Source organism: Pedobacter zeae, assembly GCF_014196715.1.
In the GTDB taxonomy this organism is placed as follows: domain Bacteria; phylum Bacteroidota; class Bacteroidia; order Sphingobacteriales; family Sphingobacteriaceae; genus Pedobacter; species Pedobacter zeae.
This window is the reverse complement of sequence record NZ_JACIEF010000003.1, coordinates 142,090-164,005: the sequence shown is the minus strand read 5'-3', so window position 1 is coordinate 164,005 and position 21,916 is coordinate 142,090. Positions and strand designations below refer to the sequence as shown.

Below are 21,916 nucleotides of genomic sequence, written 5' to 3'. Positions count from 1 at the left end.
CAAATCTCATATCTCACTACTCAATACTAGTTATGAAAAATTACATTAAAGCAGATGAGTGGAATATTATCGAAGAAGGCTTTGATCCACATTTAAATAAAATTTCGGAAAGTATTTTCAGTTTGGGTAATGGACGTATGGGCCAGCGCGCCAATTTTGAAGAAACTTATACCGGAGAAACCCTGCCCGGAAATTACGTTGCAGGTGTTTATTACCCGGATAAAACCCGTGTGGGATGGTGGAAAAACGGTTATCCGGAATATTTTGCCAAAGTATTAAACGCGGCAAACTGGGTAGGAATCGAAGTAAAACTGGAGGATGAAATTCTCGATCTGGCAACAGCTAAGGTAAGCGGTTTTAAACGTGTACTAAACATGCATGAGGGGTATTTAGAGCGTACTTTCACAGCCGAATTAAAAAGCGGTAAAACGCTAAAAGTTAAATCGACCCGTTTTTGCAGCATCGCCGATGATGAAGTTGGCGCCATCCGTTACAGCATTACCCCATTAAATTTCGACGGCAGATTAACATTAATGCCCTTTATTGATGGCGATGTTAAAAATCAGGACAGCAACTATGATGAAAAATTCTGGGATAAAATTGAAGATGAAATTTCAGGAACGGAAGCTTATATCAAACTCAGAACAAAGAAAACTGCCTTTGAAGTTTGTACAGGAAGTAATGTGGAGCTATATAAAAATGCAGAGAAATTAAGTATCAGTCCGGATGCCATCCGTAAGGAGAAATTTGTCGGGCAAGTTTTTGCCCTGGATGTTGAAGCAAACGAGGAGATCACGCTGGTTAAAATCGCGGCGAATTTATCTTCCGAGAATTACCCAAAAGAATCGCTTTTAAAAGAAACAAAATCGGTAATTGCCAAAGCCTCAGCCAAAGGTTTTGATACTTTGTTAAAAGAACAAAGCAAAGCCTGGGCAACTAAATGGGAAGAAAGCGATATCATTATTGAGGGCGATGTTTCGGCTCAACAGGCGATCCGTTTTAATATTTTCCAGCTTTTTCAGACCTATACCGGTAAAGACAACCGCTTGAATATCGGTCCGAAAGGTTTTACAGGAGAAAAATACGGTGGCTCAACGTATTGGGATACAGAAGCTTATTGTGTGCCTTTTTACCTCGCTACTGCTCCACAGGAAGTAAGTAAAAACCTGCTCGTTTACCGCCATAAACAATTGGGCAAAGCCATAGAAAATGCCGGGAAATTAGGTTTTAAAGACGGTGCCGCATTGTATCCAATGGTAACGATGAACGGCGAAGAATGCCACAATGAATGGGAAATTACTTTCGAAGAGATTCATCGTAACGGGGCCATTGCCTTTGCCATTTTTAATTACATCCGCTACACTGGCGATGAAAGTTATCTTTCTGATTTCGGCCTGGAAGTATTGATCGGTATTGCCCGTTTCTGGAAACAACGCGTTAACTGGAGCGATGCTAAACAACAATATGTAATGCTTGGTGTAACTGGCCCTAATGAATATGAGAACAACGTAAACAACAATTGGTATACCAATGTTATGGCTACATGGTGCATGAAATATGCCACCGAAGCCGCCGGAATAGTAAAAACGCAGCAACCTGAAAAATACAGGCATCTTTTAAAAAGCTTAAATTTCGATGAAAAGGAATTTGCCGATTGGGACGATATCATTGAGAAAATGTATTATCCACAGGATGAAAAATTATGCATTTTCTTACAACAGGACGGTTATCTGGATAAAGAACAGACTTTGGTAAAGGACCTGCCGGCAAGCGAAAGACCGATAAATCAAAAATGGAGCTGGGACAGGATTTTACGTTCGTGTTTTATTAAGCAGGCCGATGTTTTGCAGGGCTTATATTTCTTTGAAGAAGATTACGACCAGGAAACATTGAAACGCAACTTCGATTTTTATGAGCCACGTACCGTGCACGAAAGTTCATTGTCGCCCTGCGTACACAGTATTTTAGCCGCTAAATTGAACGACGAAGCACGTGCTTATGAGTTTTACCTGCGCACGGCACGTTTAGACCTTGATGATTACAATAACGATACTGAAGATGGCTTGCACATTACCTCGATGGCAGGTACGTGGATGAGTGTGGTTGAAGGTTTTGCCGGAATGCGGGTGCGAGATGGTAAACTGCAGTTTAACCCATTCCTGCCGAAACAATGGAAATCGTTCTCGTTTACCATTGGTTTCAGGGGGGCAACCTTAAAAATCAACATTGCCGAAAACGGTATCAGCATTAAGAACCATGCCTCCATCGATTTGGAAATCGGTATCCGAAGCCAGGTATATAAATTGACAGGAAATACCGAAATTGAGGTAAATAATACCGAGTTGGTATGATTGTAGAGGTAAAATATAAAATGGAAAATGCCACTTCCCCGATGAATAATCATTACGGGGAGCAGCAGCAGGGCAATCTCAAAGCGGTTGTTTATATAATGGCAATTTTCTTTTTAGTTATTTCAATACCATCCTTTGCACAAAAACAGTATACCCACATGAACGATAAACAGATCGTTATATACCAGTTGTTGCCCCGTTTGTTCGGGAATAAAGGCACTGCCAATATCCCTTACGGTACCATTGAGCAAAATGGTTCGGGTAAGTTTAACGATATTACCACTAAGGCACTCGATGGTATAAAAGAGCTTCATGCAAATTATGTTTGGTATACAGGCGTTATTGCCCACGCCAGCCTGACCGATTATTCGGCTTATGGAATCAAGGTTGATCATGCCAGTGTGGTAAAAGGAAGGGCCGGTTCGCCTTATGCTATCCGCGATTATTACGATGTAGACCCCGATTTAGCCGTTGATGTTAAAAACAGGATGAAAGAATTTGAGGCTTTGGTTAAAAGAACACACGACAGCAATTTGAAGGTGTTGATCGATTTTATACCCAACCATGTTGCCCGGAGCTATCATTCTTATGCAAAACCTGAAGGAATAACTGATTTTGGGGCTAAAGACGATGTAACCCGGGCATTTAGTCCTGAGAACGATTTTTATTATATCCCGGGCCAGGCTTTGGTGGTTCCTGCGGGTGCACAAAAAACACCACTATCCGTACATCAGGATGCCCCGTTTCAAGAAAATCCTGCAAAAGCAACCGGCAACAATGTATTTTCGGCAAAGCCTAAATACGACGATTGGTACGAAACCATTAAATTGAATTATGGCATAGATTACCAGAATGGCGAAAAACAATATTTTGATCCCATTCCGCCGGTTTGGTTAAAAATGCGTGATATCTTAACCTTTTGGGCCAATAAGGGGGTAGATGGCTTCAGGTGCGATATGGCCGAAATGGTGCCCATTGCTTTTTGGAACTGGATAATTCCACAGCTAAAAAAAGTAAATCCCGACCTGATTTTCATCGGAGAGGCTTACAATCCAAAAGTGTACAGGCAATATTTAGACGAAGGTAAATTCGATTATCTTTACGATAAAGTGGGTTTGTATGATGGCTTAAAAAAGTTGATGAGGAATGAACCTAACGCGGATGTAAAAGATATTAGTCTGGTTTGGCAGAAAGAGAGTGCTGGTTTTGGCAATCGCATGTTACGTTTTTTAGAAAACCACGATGAGGAACGCATTGCATCAGCCGGATTTGCGGGCAAGGCCGAACTGGCTTTACCGGCCATGGTGGTTTCGGCAACGCTTGGCGGCGGCCCGGTGATGCTTTACTTCGGTCAGGAAGTTGGAGAACCGGGGAAAGGACAGGAGGGTTTTGGTGGCGATGATAACCGCACCACAATTTTCGATTACTGGGGTGTTCCCAATCACCAGAAGTGGATGAACGGCGGTTTGTTCGACGGCCGGAAATTAAATGCTGCTCAGCAAAATTTAAGGGCCTATTACAAGCAATTACTCAAAGTAACTTCAACAAGTGATGCCGTCATCAATGGCGGGATTTATGAAGTGCCTGCAACTGGAAACATGAATAACCGCATGTACGCTTTTATCCGGTACTCCGGCAAGCAGCGCTTGTTGGTGGTGGCCAATTTCGACCGGAGCCAAACTTTAACCGCCAATATCGAAATCCCGGATCAGATTTTAAAAGTAAAATCTTCAGTTCCGGTTACCGAGCTCATGACCGATAAAAAATTGAATATCCCACCGGGAACAAGCATACCCGTAACCTTGGCGCCGGTTAGCGCTCAGGTGATTGAATTTTGAAAGTCTGTGTCGAGTGTCTGGCGCCCCGCGTTGGCGATTTACAGATGAATGGCATTGAAATTAATTTAATTAAACCAAATTAGAACGCCATGCGCCCCCGCGCTAAGCGCTTAAACGAAACAAAATGAGCTTAAAAACAATATTCGAAAACCCCAAATTAACCCTGGCACAAATTATCAATATGAGTGTGGGTTTTTTCGGGATCCAGTTCGGTTGGGATTTGCAAAGGGCCAATATGGGGCGTATTTACGAAAACCTGGGCGCCAATCCCGATCAGGTACCATTATTATTTTTAGCAGCACCTTTAACCGGCCTGTTGGTGCAGCCCATTATTGGTTATTTAAGCGATCGTACCTGGCATCCAAAATGGGGCAGGAGAAGACCTTATTTTATGATTGGGGCTGTAGTAAGTAGTATTGCTTTAATTTTTATGCCACATAGCAGTGCATTATGGATGGCCGCTGGTTTACTTTGGATTCTGGATGTGTTTGGAAATATTGCGATGGAACCTTTCCGGGCTTTTGTTACCGATAAATTACCCGATAGCCAGGTTAACCGGGGTTTTATTATGCAGAGCATGATGATTGGTTTAGGCGGCAGCGTGGCTTCGGCCTTACCGTGGATCATGAACAATATCTTCCACCTTACCAATACAGCGGAGCAGGGAACTATTCCGGAAAACGTAAAATTTTCGTTTTACATCGGTGCATTTTTCTTTTTTGCTGCGGTATTATGGACGGTGCTTACCACCAAAGAATACCCGCCGCAGGATGTGGATTTTAAAGAAAAGGTAAAAGAAAGCAATAAAGGTTTTGGTGGCGGTGCAGGCGAAATTTTTAATGCCCTGAGGAATATGCCCAAAAGAATGCAGGTTGTATCTTTGGTGCAGTTTTTTACCTGGCCAGGCTTGTTTTTAATGTGGTTTTACTATACCACGGCCGTTGCCGTTAATGTTTTTGGTGGTAAGGATGCAGCTGATCCCGTTTATGCACAGGGTGCAGATTTTGGCAGTTTAACCTTGGCCTATTACAGTGTGGTTACCTTCCTCTTCGCTTTAATACTTCCCAAAATTGCCGATGCGCTTGGCCGTAAAACCACACATGCGCTGTGTTTAATCTGCGGGGCCGCCGGTTTAATTAGTGTGGCATGGGTACATGATAAAAATATGTTATATCTGTGTATGACGGGGGTGGGCATTGCCTGGGCCAGTATTCTTTCCATGCCTTATGCCATGTTAAGCGGTTCGCTACCTAAAGATAAAATCGGGATCTACATGGGCATCTTTAACTTTTTTATTGTATTGCCGGAGATTATTGCTTCCTTAGGTTTCGGTTGGTTAATGCGTAATGTACTCCATAACGACAGGCTTTTGGCAGTTCAACTGGGTGGTGGCTTAATGATTTTAGCTGCTGTAATCTGTTATGTATTTATCCGTGAACCAAAGAAAACAGACGAAGTTTTGGCTTCAAAACTGGAAGTAGAAGAAAATAGATCGGTATAAACCATTCTTGGTTTCTGTCCCAGCAGGCCAATAAGATATAAATAGGTCACAATATAAGATATCAATGGGCTGTGTGTTTACAGCTCATTAACCACATTAATGATATTTCGGTCTGTGAGGACACAGGCTGATAGAATTGCGCGTCATGAAGCAATTACTACGATCGTCTTAAGATTGCTTGTTGCCCCGCAATAATATAAATTAAAATCCCTAACCAAATGAAAAAAATTATCTACCTGTTGCTATTGGTAACAGCGTTTAATACTGCCTGTAAAAAAGCATTAACAGATGCTGGCTTAGAACCAACACCACTAACCCAAACAGCAACGTTACCTGCAGGCGCTAAAGATGGCGTGGTGTTTATCAACAACGGAACCTCGGCTATTGTAAGCTTGTATGCACCCAATAAAAAATCAGTTTCATTGATTGGTGAATTTAACGATTGGTCTACCACTGCCTTACCCATGAAAAATACACCTGATGGAAATTATTGGTGGATTCAGGTTGATAATCTAAATCCGACTACTGAATATGCCTATCAGTTTTATGTTGATGGAAACCTAAAGGTTGCCGATCCTTATTGCGAAAAAGTACTCGATCCTGATAACGATAAATACATTACTGCAGCAACGTATCCAAATTTAAAAGTCTATCCAACTGGTAAAACAACAGGAATTGTAAGTGTTATGCAAGCTAATCAGCCACTTTATACCTGGAAAAATGCCAGCTTTACCCGCCCCGCTAAAGATAACCTGGTAATTTACGAATTGCTTATCCGCGATTTTACTGCCGGGCATAATTACGCATCAACTTTGGCCAAACTCGATTATTTAACAGGTTTGGGCATCAACGCCATTGAGCTAATGCCGGTAAATGAATTTGAAGGGAATTTAAGCTGGGGTTATAACCCTTCTTTTTATTTTGCTCCCGATAAATATTATGGTACCAAAGCGGCTTTACAAAATTTTATCGATGAATGTCATGGCCGTGGCATTGCCGTAATTATGGATATGGTATTAAATCATTCTTTTGGCCAATCGCCTATGGTGCAATTGTATTTCGATGGTTCAAAACCTACTGCAAATAGCCCGTGGTTTAATGTTGATGCCAAACATCCTTTTAATGTGGGTTACGATTTTAACCATGAAAGCCTGGCCACCAAAAAATTCTCGAAAGATGTAATGAAATTTTGGATGCAGCAATATAAAATTGATGGCTTCCGTTTCGATCTTTCCAAAGGGTTTACTCAGAAAGCATCAACCAGTGATGCACAGTTCAGGTTATACGATGCCGGTCGTATCGCCATCTGGAAAGATTATAACGGTTACATCAAAAGTTTAGATCCCAGTTTTTATGTGATTTTAGAACATTTTGCCGAAGAATCAGAAGAAAAAGTTTTGGCCGATGATGGCATGATGCTTTGGAACAACATGAATTACAACATGAACGAAGCAACCATGGGTTGGTTAGATAATTCTGATTTTCAGTGGGGTTTTTATGCCAATCATGGTTTTACCAAATCAGAGAATTTAGTTGGCTATGCTGAGAGTCATGATGAGGAAAGGTTGAATTTTAAAAATATCAGCTATGGCAATGGATCAGGTAATTATATGATTAAGGGGAATCTGGCCACCTCATTAAAAAGGGAAGAATTGGCCGCGGCTTTCCTCTTCAGCATTCCCGGGCCAAAGATGATCTGGCAGTTTGGAGAACTGGGTTACGATATTAACATCGATTTTAATGGAAGAACAGGAGAAAAGCCCATTAAGTGGGATTATTACGCAGATCCGGACCGTAAAGCTTTGTACGATGCTTATGCCAGGTTTATCAGGCTGAAAAAGAACAACAGTATTTTTAATTCAGCAAACTCTGCTTATAGTCTTACCGGGGGAATTAAATACATCAGATTAACAGAAGGTGCAAATACCGTTGTAGTAGTAGGCAATTTTGATGTAGTGAGCCAGACGGCCAATATTGATTTTGGTTCGTCGGGAGTTTGGGTAGATGCGGTCGGAAGCAGTATTAACCTTGCCTCTAATAGTTATAACAGAACGCTGTCGCCGGGTGAATATCATATTTACAGTAAAACGGCTTTAAAGTAATGTCTACCTCTCAAAAGTAATGTCTACCTCTCAGGTTTTCGAAACCTGGGAGTTTTTTTTTAGATTCAACAATCTGCAGGTATAATCTTGTTGTTTTTAGTTAATATTGTGATAACAACTAACAGGTTAATGAGCAGTAAACTAACGCATCACTTATTATGGGAACGGTTACGGATTGGCGATAAAGATGCGTTTTTTGATCTGTACGCAGCGCTTTATTACCCGCTCGTCAATTTCGGTATCAGGGTTTGTGCCGATGCCGATACTGCCAGTGAAGCTACAGATCTTGTTTTTACCACCATTTGGGAGAAACACGAAAGCCTAACCCGTGTAGATCATGTTGAGGCCTACCTTCGGACCTTTCTTAAGCGCAAATTGCTCAGAATATTAGAAAGAAAGCGTAAAATTAACGATGCGCTTTTTAATGCCGGGGCCGATGGCGATTGGATGGAAATGAGCTACGAAGAGTTTATTGTTAAGGTGCAAAGCGACGAACTGGTTCAGCATCAGCTCAAAAATGCATTGGAAAAACTCACCTTTAAGCAAAAACAGCTCATCCATTTAAAATTTTTTGAAGGTTTAAGCTATGAGCAGATTGCCGAACAAAGCAACCAGACCATAAAAACGGCATATAATACCATTTACGATGCGCTTAAAATCCTGAGGAAAGAATTTAATGCGTAAATCTCCGCATTTCGTTATCCCGATTGCAGCGCAGCAGAATAGAGAGAGCTTTTAACGGTTACTTTAATTTATCTAAAAACTTTTGTAAGCCTTCCGTTTGCAGCAATTGCTATTTTAATAGTTGGGTTTTATATTTTGAAAACGAACATTCCAAGCTCCGTAGGTGCTGTAGTCCCGTTATCCACTCCAATCTTTTTATTGCAGATAAACGGTATAGTTAAATATTGTTTTAAGCAATAAAAAGGATTTTCGTTACTACCGGGTTTAGGAATAGGAGGCTTTGTGCTCCTGGTGCCTGTTCTGCACCCTGCAACCTCAAATAGTAAGACAGGCTGCGCCACCTAAACCTGATAGAAGCGGACATCGAACGCAGTGAGATAAAGCGGATAGCAGGACTATCACAGCCAAACGCTTCTGTAATTGCTTTCCAAAAAATATAAAACCGCTTGAACCGGGAGCGGATCAACTCCTTTGTATCTTTTAATCTGCATTTCTGCAAATTAAATTTCTTTATTAAATCCACTTTCAGGGCACATATTTCGCCACATTAAAAAAAAGTTAAAATTTTCTTAGGAAAAAGTAAAGCTTTTGGACACTGATATATAAAAGGCAAATGATAATGGTTGATAGAAGTAAATTCAATGCAGAAGATTTTCTTGTCGATAGCACTTTCCAGCAATATTGTGCCGGGACCGATAAGCTTTGCATTGGATATTGGGAAAAGTACATTAATGCCCACCCCGAGCAGGCTGCAGTAATTGGAGAAGCAAAAAAACTTTACGTGATATTGAGCGGGAATAAACGCCCATTAAATAAACAGACCGAGATTTTAAGGGGAAGTATGTTTCCTGAAGAGAAAGTGGTTAAACTGAACCGTTATTTGTGGCTTAAAATTGCGGCGGCATTAGTTGTAGTGCTTGGTTCAGTATTGGTTTATAACACATACTTTAAGCACAACAATACAGGAAATGCTGCGCAGGAGGTTTATACCTTTACCACAAAAAGCGGCGAGCGTAAAAAAATTAAGCTCCAGGATGGAACTACAGTACTCCTAAATGCCAAAAGCACTTTACAGGTTACCAGAGGTTTTAACGATCAATACAGAGAAGTTACCTTAACAGGGGAGGCTTTTTTTGATGTGGCTCATGATAAAAACAAACCTTTTAAAGTGCATACAACCGATTTTAACATCAATGTATTGGGTACCGCTTTTAACGTAAAGGCTTATCCTGATGAAACAACATCAGAAGCCACTTTAATCCGTGGCCTAATTACAATGGAAGGGGTAAATGGTAACGGTGGAACCATTACCTTAAAACCCAGTGAGAAAGTTACTTTTTATAAGAGTGTGGTTCAGCAGCAGAAAAGTAAATTGCTTAAGCATGCTACTTTAAGGCCCGAAATTACCATTAACCATTACACAAAGATTAAAGACAGCACCATTGTAGAAACAGCCTGGACACAGAACCGGATCGAAATTTACGATCAGGATTTTGATGAGGTTAAGAATGTTTTAGAAAAATGGTATAACGTTGAAATTAAATTTACAGATCCCTCAATAGAAAAATACCGTTTTACGGCAACCATTACAAACGAAAGCATCGAAGAAGTTTTACATGCTTTAAAAGCAGCTGAAAATAATTTTAAATATGAGATAAAAGGAAAACAGGTAACCATCTCGAAATAGGAAGAAAAAGGACGGTGTTGGAGCACCGCCCTTAACAATTTCTCTTTTGATTAATTAATGGCAGTTTATGCGCAAACAGATTGCTGCCAAGAACTTTATGCAACCAAAAAAAACAAAAATATGATTTATTATTACTTACTGCAAGGGCGCCCAAAATATAAAGCGCTTCTAAAATTCATTATGCTAATGAAACTAGCCTGTATTATGGTTTTCATTACCTGTCTTAATGTTTCGGCATCGGTTTTTTCTCAGGAAAAAATTTCTTTAGATGTTAAAAAAACAAAGCTAGCCAGGGTTTTACAGATTATTGAACAGCAGAGCAGTTACCATTTTGTTTACAGTTCTTCTTACGTTCCGGTAAATAAAGACGTAAGCATTACGGTAACCAATACTTTGGTTACGGATGTGCTGGCAGCCATTTTAAACAGAACGAACCTGAAATATTCTGTTTCTGAAGGCGGCTTAATCGTAATCAGCAAAAATAAAGAAGTACCTATTAGCGGAACCGTAAAAGATGCCCTTGGAGGGGCTTTACCCGGGGCAAGTGTGAGGGTTAAAGGAACGGGTATTGGCACTTCTACCGATATAAATGGGAAATTCGTATTAAATGCCCCCGAAAATGCAGTTTTGGTGGTTTCTTATGCAGGTTTTCAGACCAGGGAAATCGCTATAGGCACGCAAAACAGTATCGATATCGTACTCGCAGAGGATACCAAACAGCTTACTGATGTAGTGGTTACCGCGTTGGGTATCAAAAAAGAAAGAAGAGCATTAGGTTATTCGGTTACACAGGTAAGTGGCGAAACGTTAACGCAGGCCAGAGAAAATAATGTAGCCAACTCTTTAGTAGGTAAAGTGGCCGGTTTAGATATCAGTTCCACATCAAGAGGTGCTGGCGCAGCAACCAGCGTAACCATTCGCGGGGTTTCCAGCTTAAGCCAAACCAACCAGCCCTTATATGTAATTAATGGTGTACCGATGGAAAATAAACCGGTAGGTTTAAATAACCTAAATGCCAATGGCAACTCTGGTAGCCAATATGATAATGCACCTGATTTTGGGGATGCGGTTGGAAATTTAAATCCGGATGATATTGAAAGTATTTCAGTACTTAAAGGTGCTGCGGCGGCAGCATTATATGGTTACCGTGCAAAAGCAGGGGTAATTCTGATCACCACCAAAAGCGGAAAAGGCAATAGCATCGAATTTAATACCAATTACGTTGCAGAGCAAGTAATGGACAGAACCAACTGGCAGTACGTTTACGGACAGGGCGCCAATGGTGTAAAGCCAACTGATGCCGCTGCTGCTGCACAGGTTGGTGGATCGAGCTGGGGTGCCAGGTTAGATGGATCTAACGTGGTTCAGTTTGATGGGGTAAGCAGGCCTTATACTGCACAGAAAAATAATATCGAAGATTTCTACCGCACCGGAGGCACATGGTCTAACACCCTGGCTTTAAATAAAAGTTTTGATGGCGGCTCTATCCGGTTATCTGCCAACGATGTACACAATACTTCTGTTGTGCCTAATTCTGGTTTAAACAGGCAATCTTTTAACCTGGTAGGTACCTTTAACCCAATTAAACGCTTAACCATTGATGCCCGCATGAATTACATTCTGGAGCAGGCCAAAAACAGGCCGATGGTATCAGATGGTGCAGGTAATGCCAATTATAATGTGGCTTTTTTACCAACCAGTGTAAGTGTAAAAAACCTCGATCCATGGAAAGATGCAAATGGAAATGAAATTCAGTACAATAAAGGCAATGCCTATGCCACCAATCCATGGTTTGCGGCAAACGAATTTGTAAACGATACCAAACGCGAACGTTTGATCAGCTCTTTTAATGCCCGCTATACTTTTGATAATGGTTTGTTTTTACAAGGCCGTGCAGGTCGTGATGCTTATAATGACACCTATAAAAATGTAGTGCCTTCAGGTACAGCTTATTATGCTCCAGGTAAAATTGTAGAGCAGGCAACCAAATTTGCAGATGTTAACGTCGATGTATTAATCGGCAAGCCCTTTAAAGTAGACGAAGATTTCTCGATCACGCCAAATATTGGTGGCAGTTACCGCAGAACAAATATAACTCAAACGACCAATAGTGGTACCGATTTTGCCGTAGCAGGTGTTTACAACATTTTAAATGCTAAAAATAAATCAGTGGCTTATGTCACATCCGAAGCCGAAACGCAATCGGTATACGGTACACTTGAACTTGCCTATCAAGATATTTTGTATTTAACCGGTAGCGGACGTACCGACTGGTTTTCTACACTGGCAACACCTGGTAAAGACAATAAGTTGAATGTGGTTTATCCTTCCATTAGTGGTTCATTTGTTTTTTCAGAAGTTTGGAAACCATCATTCTTAAGCTTTGGTAAAGTTAGGGCAGGTTACGCGGTAGTTGGCCAGGCCACTGATCCTTATCAAACTTTGTTGACCTATAGTTTGAGAAGTGAGGTTTTGAACGGATTGCCATTGGGTACCATTTCGAATGTAAATATTCCTAATTCTGCATTAAAGGCTTCAAAAGCATCAGAATTGGAGATCGGAACGGAAATGCGCTTCTTTGGAGACCGTTTAAACCTTGATTTTACCTGGTACAAAAAAATATCTAAAGATGAAATTACTTTTGTAACCACATCTACCTCAACAGGTTATAGTGGTGCGGTGTTGAACTCGGGCAAAATAGAAAATAAAGGGGTGGAGCTGTTGCTGTCTGGTCAGGTAGTAAAAAACAAAGATTTCGTATGGACTTCTTCTTTAAACGGATCGTATAACGATAACAAAGTAATCTCGCTCGCAGATGGTGTGACTTCAAATCTTATTGCCACCTCAAGATCTGGGGTTGGCTTTTTACAGAATATTCCGGGCAAAGCAGCCTCTCAGGTAATGGCTTATGATTATAAGCACGATGCATCTGGCAATATCATGCTCGGCGCAAACGGTGCCCCCCAACGTGGAGATCTTGTTGCATATGGCTCTGCCTATAATAAATGGTTTGCCGGCTGGAATAACGAGTTTAATTATAAAGGGGCAACATTATCATTTCTGATTGATGGTAAATGGGGCGGAAAATTATTTTCAGCTACCGATTATTATGGCTACGTATTTGGGTTACACCAGGCCACACTTGAAAACCGTGAGGCTTTAGGAAATACTGCTGCAGCTTATTATCAGCTTTCTGCAGATAACGTGTCAAATAAATTTGTACAGGATGCCAGTTTCATAAAGTTCAGACAGATGACCCTGGGGTATAACTTTCCTGCCAAAATGTTCAATAACAAGATACATGGATTAAATGTAAGTCTTGTTGGCCGCAACTTATTTATCCTGATGAAAAAGACGGATAATATCGACCCTGAATCGAGTTACAATGCTACTTTTCCGGGATTGGAACTGGGGGGTGTACCGCCGGTTAGAACGTTTGGTGTAAACCTTAGTGTTAAGCTTTAATTTTAAACAGAAAGAACAATGAAAACAAACATATTAAAAAAATATAGCCTGTTACTTTGTATCGGCACTTTAATGATCTCGGGTTGTACCAAAAATTTCGAGGATATCAATACCAACCCTTCTGCATATGGAGCGGCAACTTTTGATCCCAATTATACTTTAACCACTGCTCAGCTTACTTACACCGGGAGTATCGATTTCGCTTACGATACCTGGAGAGGAAACCTCATTTATTCATCAACCATGATGCAGGGACTTTCTACCGTGCTGAGTTATTGGGCAGGGGATAAATATTTACTTAATGAGGGTTACACCGCAGCATACTGGGGCAGCACCACTGTTGGGGCCTACGTAGAGCAGGTGAAACCGATTGTAGATATTGTTGAGTTTACAAAAGGATCTCCTAAATATAATAACGTTCGGCAGGTGGCCAGGTTGTGGAAAGCGCTGATCTTTGAACGTATTACAGATTTATATGGCGATACACCGTATTCGGAAGCAGGGCAAGGTTATTATACAGGCAATTTAGCCCCTAAATATGATAAACAACAGGCAATTTATACCGATTTATTAAAAGAAGTAGAAGAAGCAACAAACGCATTGGATGTTAATGGAGATAAGGTTACAGGAGATGCCATTTACAAAGGAGATATCAATAAATGGAAAAGGTTTGGAAATACATTATTGTTACGTATAGCCATGCGTTTAACCAAAGTAGATGAAAATACGGCTAAGGCCTATGCTCAAAAAGTTATTGGTAAAACGATGATCAGTAACGATGATAATGCCCTTGTTAAACATGATGTATCAGGTGCAAGAGTAACCCAGAATCGTAATAGTCAGGTGCTGGCCGGAGATGGCGGACAAGAAAATTATTATGTGAAGTGGTCGCAGACATTTATTAATAAATTAAAAACAGCGAACGATCCACGTTTAGGGAAAGTTGCGGTTACAGGTCTTTATCTTGATGAAAACAGTAAAACACAAAATCCTAATTACAGTTCCGATCCGCTTTTACAAAAAGGAATGCCTAATGGAAAAGACCTGAGCGGTATAGCAGGCAGAGATATCAGGCAAGATGCTTCCTATACCACTTTTGCTGCTTATTCATCACCAAACCCGGCAATGATTAAGAAAGACGGGGTAACTTTTATCTTAACCTATACCGAAAGTGAATTGTTATTGGCAGAAGCAGCACAAAGATGGGCAATCGGCGGATCTGCGGCGGCTCATTATGCCAATGGTTTATCTGCCGGTATTACTTTTTTATCACAATACGACGCTAGCCTGGCCATATCGGGCACAATAGCCGATGCCTACGCTATCGCCAATCCGTATATTCCAGCAAACGGATTAGAAATGATCAATACCCAATACTGGTTGCATACATGTACCATGTTAGATTTTTACGAAACCTGGTCTAATTGGCGCAGGTCAGGTTTCCCGGCACTAAACCCTGTGGTTTACCCCGGAAATGCTACCAATGGAACTATTCCCCGCCGTTTCCCGTATCCAGTAGAAGAGGCAACCAAGAATGGTGTTAACTACAAGGCCGCTTCTGCAGCTGTACCAGGCGGAGATAATCTGACCGGTAGGGTTTGGTGGGATAAATAATTTATATCATCCCGGTTACTGGCCGACATTGCTTATGCAGTGTCGGCTTTTTTGTTTCATTATTTTCTGTTGTATTTTCATCAAACGTTTGCGCAAAACTTGCTTGAATGTATAAAGAAGTTTAGTTTATCTTTAACTCATAAGCACATTATTTTCAGCATTAAAACTGTAATGTGCTTAACGGAATAACCTAAACACCAATTATAACCATTCACCATTTACACATGAAAAGCATTCTGATTACCATTGCTTTTGTTGTTGTCAGCCAAAGTCTTTTATTCGGTCAAACCGACAGTACGGTTATTCAATCCGTACCTGATATTAAAGAAATAAGGGTTGGCGATAAGAAAGTTATTTTCCCCCAAAGCCCCAAAGGTTATTCGTTGGTATTTAAGGGGAGTAACCGCGAACCCATTATTGATGGATCCGGAAACATAACTATCCCCCTGGTTGCAACAAATGTGAGCTTATATTTCGAGTTGATCAGTGAGCTTAGCGATTCGATAAAGTACGATGTGTCTAAACAGATCATGGTGCCTGGAAAATTCTCGGATGGAGGGGTTAACCCACAGCCTTTTGTAATCCCCGCTTTACGGGAATGGCATGGCGGTAAAGGCAATTTTTCTTTAACCGCAACCAGCAGAATAGTTTTGAATACAGCGAATGAAAAACAGTTGCAAAGCGCTGCACGTATATTAAAACAAGAGCTGAAAGACCAGGTAGGTATTAACCTGTCAATTGCAAAAGGTAAGCCTAAGAAAGGGGACATTTTTTTAACCTTAAATGCAAAAGACAAAAGCATTGGCGAAGAAGGCTATTACTTTAATACAGATGAGTATATTGCCATTAGTGCCGTAAACTATCAGGGATTATTCTGGGGAACGAGAACCTTGCTGCAACTGTTGGAGCAGAAAAATGTTATTCCGAAAGGATCGGCAAGAGATTATCCAGAATTTAAAGTGCGTGGTTTTGTGCTGGATGTGGGGCGCAAGTTCTTTAGCCTGCAGTTTTTAAGAGATTATGTGAAATTTATGTCTTATTACAAATTGAACGATTTTCAGATCCACTTAAATGATAATGGTTTTAAAAAATATTTCAACGATAATTGGTCCGATACCTATTCGGCTTTCCGTTTAGAAAATACAACCTATCCAGGATTAACCGCAAAAGATGGATCTTATAGTAAAAAGGAATTTATCGCATTGCAACAGCTGGCTGATGACTATGCCGTTCGTATTGTTCCGGAAATCGATGCACCGGCACATGCATTGGCCTTTACCAAAGTGGTTCCCGAAATTGGCAGTAAGGCGTATGGTATGGACCATCTCGATTTGCATAATCCGCTTAGTTATACCGTTATGGAAAATATATTTAAAGAGTATATTTCTGGCAGTACGCCGGTATTTACCGGTAAGGCGGTTCACATCGGTACAGATGAATATGCTAAAAAAGACGCAGAGGCTTTTCGGGCTTTTACCGATCGCATGATTAAGCATGTAGAAAGTTTTGGAAAAGAGGTTAGGCTTTGGGGAGCATTAACACATGCCAAAGGCACTACACCTGTAAAAGTTAAAGATGTAGTGATGAATACCTGGTATAATGGCTATGCCAATCCTGTTGAAATGAAAAAACTGGGCTATAAGCAAATCAGCACTCCAGATGGGTGGTTGTATATTGTACCTGCGGCCGGCTATTATTACGATTATCTGAATATTAAAAATCTTTATAACAAATGGACACCCTCTATGATAGGCAATGTTCAGTTTAAACCTGGCGATCCAACTATATTAGGTGGGTCTTTTGCGGTATGGAATGATATTGTAGGCAATGGCATTACGGAGAAAGATGTACACAACAGGGTATTCCCTGCCATGCAGGTATTATCACAAAAGATGTGGGGCGGCAGTAACACGACTTTAAAGTTCGACGATTTTAATGCTCTGAGTAAAAAAATAGGAGAAGGCCCTTCCCTAAATATAAGGGGAAAGTTATCTAGAAACGATGCGCCATTTACAGTCCGGCTTAACTTTGATCAAAAAGATCATCAGATTAAAACCAGGGGAGCAGTTTACTTGGAAGGATATTCAAAAAATGCCTTGTCATTTTCAGGAAAAGATAGTTATGCCAGTTTACCATACACAGAAATAGGCTATAATTATACCATTTCGTTTTGGATAAACCCTGCCAATAACAATTTGGATGATGCAGTATTATTCAGATCGCCTAACGCCACTGTAAAATTAAGACAGACAGGTACCGGCAAACTTGGCTTTTCAAGAGAAGGTTATGATATTGATTTTGGCTATGCCGTACCTGAAAATAGGTGGACACATATCGTGATAACCGGAACCAATAAGGGCACCAGCCTTTATGTAAATGGCAAACCCGAAAAGCGATTGTACGATAACTGGGTTGTGTTTACAGATAAAGACAAAACGAAAATGCGTAAATCGGAAACTTTGTTCTTCCCGCTTCAAACAGTGGGTGGATTTAAAGGAAAGTTAGACGAATTACAAATTTGGAACAGGGTCCTGTCAGACAATGAGATTCGGGAATTAAAGTGATAGATTCTTTGTAGTCTGGTATTTGCTTATCAGTCAAACGTTTGCGTGTAGATTTGGGGAAATATCTTTTCCATAAAGCATTATCTTTAATTAACAGGCAACTATATCACCCGTAATTAGCGGTTATTAACTTTTATCTCTACGAAAGGTTGTAGTTGTATTTTCTGGCGCTATACATCATAATTTTTAATAATAGTTAACCCATTTAAACAAAAGAAAATGAAAAAAACAATTGCTTTACTCGTGGCTTCTTTAGCTGTTACAGTTTGCCTGTTCAGTAGTTTTACACCCGGAAGGGTAACCCTTTCTCCTAAAAAGGTTATGCGTAGGGGTATAGTAACAGTTACAAAAAATTTCACTACCAGTAACGGCCTGTCTGCAGTGGCAACACTTCAGTATACCACGGGACAGGTTTATTCCAGCATTACGGTAAGCATACAGGGAGAGGGCAATGTTCCGCTAACATCGGTGTCTCACTCCTCAGGTCCAATTTATGCCGATACTTTTGAAGGTTACAAGGCCGGGTCTTATTATGAATATTTTGTACATGTATTGGTTACCGGAAACCCAACTATAGGCTGGCAGATTGGAGATGCAAGTGCAGAAGCGGTTGTAATTTAAGTTGCGAGCTTAAATAAAGAGTCTACTGCTTCATTGCGGCAGTTTTTTGCAAAACCGGCAGGGCTAAAAACTTGCTGGTTTTTTTATGGTAACATTTCTAATGCGCTTTTTTGATAAACGCCACAATAGTTTGATATTTAGGAACCAAATCAAAACAATGAAATTCAAATTAATACTCGCTACATGTTTAAGCGTAAGCGCTTTGGCATATGCGCAACCCGGACCGAATAAAAGCCAATCCAAAGAAACGGTAACCACTACGCAGGTTACAGTTAAAGATGAAGCGAAACCCTCAGCTAATGAAAGGCTTATCAAGGTAGAAAGCTCGGTGGTTACCAATCATTCTGTAAATATTGATGGTAAGGCGGTGCCTTACAAGGCCATCACAGGTACACTTCCTGTATGGGATGAAGACGGAAAACCAATTGCAGGCTTATTTTACACCTATTACGAACGCAGTGATGTTCAAAACCGCGATAAAAGGCCTTTGGTCATTTCTTTCAATGGTGGGCCAGGCTCGGCTTCAGTATGGATGCATATCGCCTATACCGGCCCCGTGGTGTTAAATATTGATGATGAGGGTTATCCGGTACAGCCTTACGGTTATAAAGAAAATCCATATTCTATTTTAGACGTGGCCGACATTGTTTACATCGATCCGGTTAATACAGGGTATTCGCGGGCGGTGAGCAAAGATATTCCAACCAATAAATTCTTTGGTGTACGCGCCGATATTAAGTATCTGGCAGAGTGGATCAATACTTTTGTAACCCGGAACAACCGCTGGGCTTCGCCAAAATTTTTAATCGGCGAAAGTTATGGTACAACCCGTGTTTCGGGCCTTGCTTTAGAGCTGCAGAACAGCCAGTGGATGTATTTAAATGGCGTGGTGCTGGTATCGCCAACCGAATTAGGTATTGAACGGAGCGGTCCTGTTGATGCAGCTTTGCGTTTGCCTTACTTTGCCGCAACGGCATGGTACCATAAAGCCCTGGCCAGCGATTTACAAGGAAAAGATTTAACAGCAATGTTGCCCGAGGTAGAAACTTTTACCATTAACGAGCTCATCCCGGCAATTTCGCAGGGTGGCATGCTCAGTGCGGATAAAAAGAAAGCCATTGCGGTTAAAATGGCCCGTTATTCGGGACTTTCTGAAAAGGTAATTTTAGATTATAACCTCAACGTACCAACCGATTTTTTCTGGAAAGAACTGTTAAGGGATAAAGGTTTTACAGTTGGGCGATTGGATTCGCGCTACCGCGGTATAGATAAAATGTCCGCCGGCGAAGGTCCGGATTATAATGCAGAGCTAACATCCTGGCTGCATTCTTTTACCCCTGCCATTAACATGTATATCCGCAACGAGCTTAACTACAAAACCGATTTAAAATACAATATGTTCGGTTCCGTGTATCCCTGGGATAAAACCGGAGACCAAACAGGCGATAACCTCCGTCAGGCCATGGCACAAAATCCTTACCTGCATTTATTGGTACAATCTGGCTATTATGATGGTGCCTGCGATTATTTTAATGCTAAATATAGCATGTGGCAGTTAGATGCTGCCGGTAAACTTCAGGATCGTATGAGCTGGGAAGGTTACCGGAGCGGACACATGATGTACCTGCGTAAAGATGATTTAAAAACAGCCAATAACCACATTCGCGAATTTATTAAAAAAGCCCTGCCTAAAGCTGGTGAGGCAGCTAAGTTTTAAGATTTAGCGTTGGCAACAAACAGGACTTAAAGTTATTGGCTCTTTTAGGTTTTTTGGAGCGCAGCTGCAGCACAATAATGAATGTTAGTCCTGCTTTACCTTACATCTTTTTTTGTTCATGTCATGCTGAGGTACGAAGCACCTGTTTCATCGGGGCGAGATGCTTCGTGCCTCAGCATGACAGTACATTTGAGGGCGGTGACAAAGAAACCTTACATAGTTGCAGAAACCAGGATAAAATAAACCTGATCGTACGGATGCCGCCCTTCGCGGCAGAAGGTAGAGCAGGACAGAACCAGGCCAAAGTATCACTGCAATTGCTTTCCAAATCAAAAACAGACAGAATTTTCTACACTTTGCTATTGCTTTTCAATTTATTAGGAGCGCAGCTGCAGCACAATAATGAATGTTAGTCCCGCTTTACCTGACATCTTTTTTTGTTCATGACAGCACATTTGAGGGCAATGGCACAGAAACCTTACACAGTTGCAGAAGCCAGGATGATCGTAGGGATGCCGCCTTTCGTGGCAGGAGGTAGAGCAGGACGGAACCAGGCCAGAGTATCTCTGTGATTGCCTTCCAAATGATAAGCCTCTGTTAACCTGCTGATGTATTTTATGCTTGTAAAAACGCAAACAAAAAACTGTTGGTTACAAACTAAAAATAATTACTTATTTTTGTGGTTCAATTATGCAGCAGATAAAAACATCATTCGATTTTGAAAAACCTATTGCCGACTTAGTTCAGCAGATAGAAAAGGTTAAGCAAGTTGCCGAAAAAACCAAGGTAGATATGTCTGCCACTTTAGACGAGCTTGATGGTAAATTAGATGAAACTACCAACAACTTATATAAAAATTTAACCGGTTGGAACAAGGTTCAGATGAGCCGTCACCCGGATCGTCCGCAAACCCTTGATTATATCAATATGATCTGTGATGATTTTATTGAAATGCACGGCGATAGAACGGTAAAAGATGATAAAGCAATTATTGGCGGTTTTGCTTCTATAAATGGCCAAACCGTAATGGTGATTGGTCATCAGAAAGGTAAAAATACCAAAGAGCGCCAGTACCGCAACTTTGGTATGGCCAATCCGGAAGGCTACCGCAAAGCCTTACGTTTAATGCGCCTGGCCGAAAAATTCAATAAACCGGTTATTACGTTTATCGATACCATGGGTGCTTACCCGGGTTTGGAAGCCGAAGAACGCGGACAAGGGGAAGCGATTGCCAGAAACTTATTGGAAATGTCTGTCTTACGTGTGCCTATTATTTGCATCGTTGTAGGAGAAGGTGCATCGGGAGGAGCTTTGGGTATCGGTATCGGCGATAAAGTTTATATGTTAGAACATACCTGGTATTCGGTTATTTCGCCTGAGTCTTGTTCATCTATTTTATGGAGAAGCTGGGATTTTAAAGAAAAAGCTGCCGAATGCCTCAAATTAACTTCCGACGATATGTTCAGTAATAAGTTAATTGATGGAATCATTCCTGAGCCTTTAGGTGGTGCGCACCAGGATCCGGAACTGATGGGCAGAACATTAAAAGAGTATATCGTAAAAGATTTGGCCGCTTTGGGTAAATTAAAAACCGATAAGATGATTGAGCAAAGAATTGAGAAATTCTGTGAAATGGGCGTAGTAAACGAATAATCCTAATAAAAATAAAATCTAAATCCTGTTCGGTAATGCTGAACAGGATTTTTTTTTGCTTATAAACCTCTCAGGTTTCAAAAATCATGCTCATGCTCGTTTCTAACGAGCGTGTAAAT

At 40.9% G+C, this 21,916-nt stretch carries 12 protein-coding genes; all 12 read left to right on the top strand.

The genetic code is table 11. The features are described from left to right. The first annotated feature begins 32 nt into the window (after positions 1 to 32). Complete coding sequence (locus GGQ60_RS13660; protein WP_183765243.1) at positions 33 to 2,351, top strand: glycoside hydrolase family 65 protein; 2,319 nt, start codon at positions 33 to 35, stop codon at positions 2,349 to 2,351. Then, positions 2,348 to 4,189 carry an alpha-amylase family glycosyl hydrolase gene (locus GGQ60_RS13655; protein ID WP_183765241.1) on the top strand — a complete coding sequence of 614 codons (1,842 nt, stop codon included), beginning with the start codon at positions 2,348 to 2,350 and terminating at the stop codon, positions 4,187 to 4,189. The genes GGQ60_RS13660 and GGQ60_RS13655 overlap by 4 nt, the downstream gene beginning before the upstream one ends. Positions 4,190 to 4,313: 124 nt before the next feature. Continuing rightward, complete coding sequence (locus tag GGQ60_RS13650; protein ID WP_183765232.1) at positions 4,314 to 5,690, top strand: MFS transporter; 1,377 nt, start codon at positions 4,314 to 4,316, stop codon at positions 5,688 to 5,690. A gap of 218 nt (positions 5,691 to 5,908) precedes the next feature. Beyond that, entirely contained in the window at positions 5,909 to 7,792 is a 1,884-nt protein-coding gene (locus GGQ60_RS13645; protein WP_183765228.1) for an alpha-amylase family glycosyl hydrolase, read from the top strand. A 129-nt stretch (positions 7,793 to 7,921) separates the two neighbouring features. Then, on the top strand, positions 7,922 to 8,476 hold the full coding sequence (locus GGQ60_RS13640; RefSeq protein ID WP_183765225.1) for an RNA polymerase sigma factor: 555 nt from the start codon (positions 7,922 to 7,924) through the stop codon (positions 8,474 to 8,476). A gap of 619 nt (positions 8,477 to 9,095) precedes the next feature. Continuing rightward, entirely contained in the window at positions 9,096 to 10,163 is a 1,068-nt protein-coding gene (locus GGQ60_RS13635) for a FecR family protein (RefSeq protein ID WP_183765222.1), read from the top strand. Between the two features lie 186 nt (positions 10,164 to 10,349). Further along, positions 10,350 to 13,628, top strand: a complete 3,279-nt coding sequence (locus GGQ60_RS13630; protein WP_229685116.1) for a SusC/RagA family TonB-linked outer membrane protein — start codon at positions 10,350 to 10,352, stop codon at positions 13,626 to 13,628. An 18-nt stretch (positions 13,629 to 13,646) separates the two neighbouring features. Continuing rightward, a complete protein-coding gene (locus tag GGQ60_RS13625; RefSeq protein ID WP_183765215.1) occupies positions 13,647 to 15,242 on the top strand; it encodes a SusD/RagB family nutrient-binding outer membrane lipoprotein in 1,596 nt (531 codons plus the stop codon). A 224-nt stretch (positions 15,243 to 15,466) separates the two neighbouring features. Then, on the top strand, positions 15,467 to 17,806 hold the full coding sequence (locus GGQ60_RS13620; protein ID WP_221235968.1) for a glycoside hydrolase family 20 protein: 2,340 nt from the start codon (positions 15,467 to 15,469) through the stop codon (positions 17,804 to 17,806). Between the two features lie 219 nt (positions 17,807 to 18,025). After that, positions 18,026 to 18,427 carry a hypothetical protein gene (locus GGQ60_RS13615; protein WP_183765212.1) on the top strand — a complete coding sequence of 134 codons (402 nt, stop codon included), beginning with the start codon at positions 18,026 to 18,028 and terminating at the stop codon, positions 18,425 to 18,427. Between the two features lie 157 nt (positions 18,428 to 18,584). After that, complete coding sequence (locus tag GGQ60_RS13610; protein ID WP_183765209.1) at positions 18,585 to 20,144, top strand: S10 family peptidase; 1,560 nt, start codon at positions 18,585 to 18,587, stop codon at positions 20,142 to 20,144. Positions 20,145 to 20,834: 690 nt separating this feature from the next. Beyond that, positions 20,835 to 21,797 carry an acetyl-CoA carboxylase carboxyltransferase subunit alpha gene (locus GGQ60_RS13605; protein WP_183765206.1) on the top strand — a complete coding sequence of 321 codons (963 nt, stop codon included), beginning with the start codon at positions 20,835 to 20,837 and terminating at the stop codon, positions 21,795 to 21,797. Positions 21,798 to 21,916 lie beyond the last annotated feature (119 nt).

Bases quoted from the DNA above. Each gene is read 5' to 3' on its own strand.
- GGQ60_RS13655 (WP_183765241.1), top strand. From the start codon at position 2,348: ATGATTGTAGAGGTAAAATATAAAATGGAAAATGCCACTTCCCCGATG.
- GGQ60_RS13615 (WP_183765212.1), top strand. From the start codon at position 18,026: ATGAAAAAAACAATTGCTTTACTCGTGGCTTCTTTAGCTGTTACAGTT.
- GGQ60_RS13640 (WP_183765225.1), top strand. From the start codon at position 7,922: ATGAGCAGTAAACTAACGCATCACTTATTATGGGAACGGTTACGGATT.
- GGQ60_RS13650 (WP_183765232.1), top strand. From the start codon at position 4,314: ATGAGCTTAAAAACAATATTCGAAAACCCCAAATTAACCCTGGCACAA.
- GGQ60_RS13625 (WP_183765215.1), top strand. From the start codon at position 13,647: ATGAAAACAAACATATTAAAAAAATATAGCCTGTTACTTTGTATCGGC.
- GGQ60_RS13645 (WP_183765228.1), top strand. From the start codon at position 5,909: ATGAAAAAAATTATCTACCTGTTGCTATTGGTAACAGCGTTTAATACT.
- GGQ60_RS13620 (WP_221235968.1), top strand. From the start codon at position 15,467: ATGAAAAGCATTCTGATTACCATTGCTTTTGTTGTTGTCAGCCAAAGT.
- GGQ60_RS13605 (WP_183765206.1), top strand. From the start codon at position 20,835: ATGCAGCAGATAAAAACATCATTCGATTTTGAAAAACCTATTGCCGAC.
- GGQ60_RS13635 (WP_183765222.1), top strand. From the start codon at position 9,096: ATGGTTGATAGAAGTAAATTCAATGCAGAAGATTTTCTTGTCGATAGC.
- GGQ60_RS13660 (WP_183765243.1), top strand. From the start codon at position 33: ATGAAAAATTACATTAAAGCAGATGAGTGGAATATTATCGAAGAAGGC.
- GGQ60_RS13630 (WP_229685116.1), top strand. From the start codon at position 10,350: ATGAAACTAGCCTGTATTATGGTTTTCATTACCTGTCTTAATGTTTCG.
- GGQ60_RS13610 (WP_183765209.1), top strand. From the start codon at position 18,585: ATGAAATTCAAATTAATACTCGCTACATGTTTAAGCGTAAGCGCTTTG.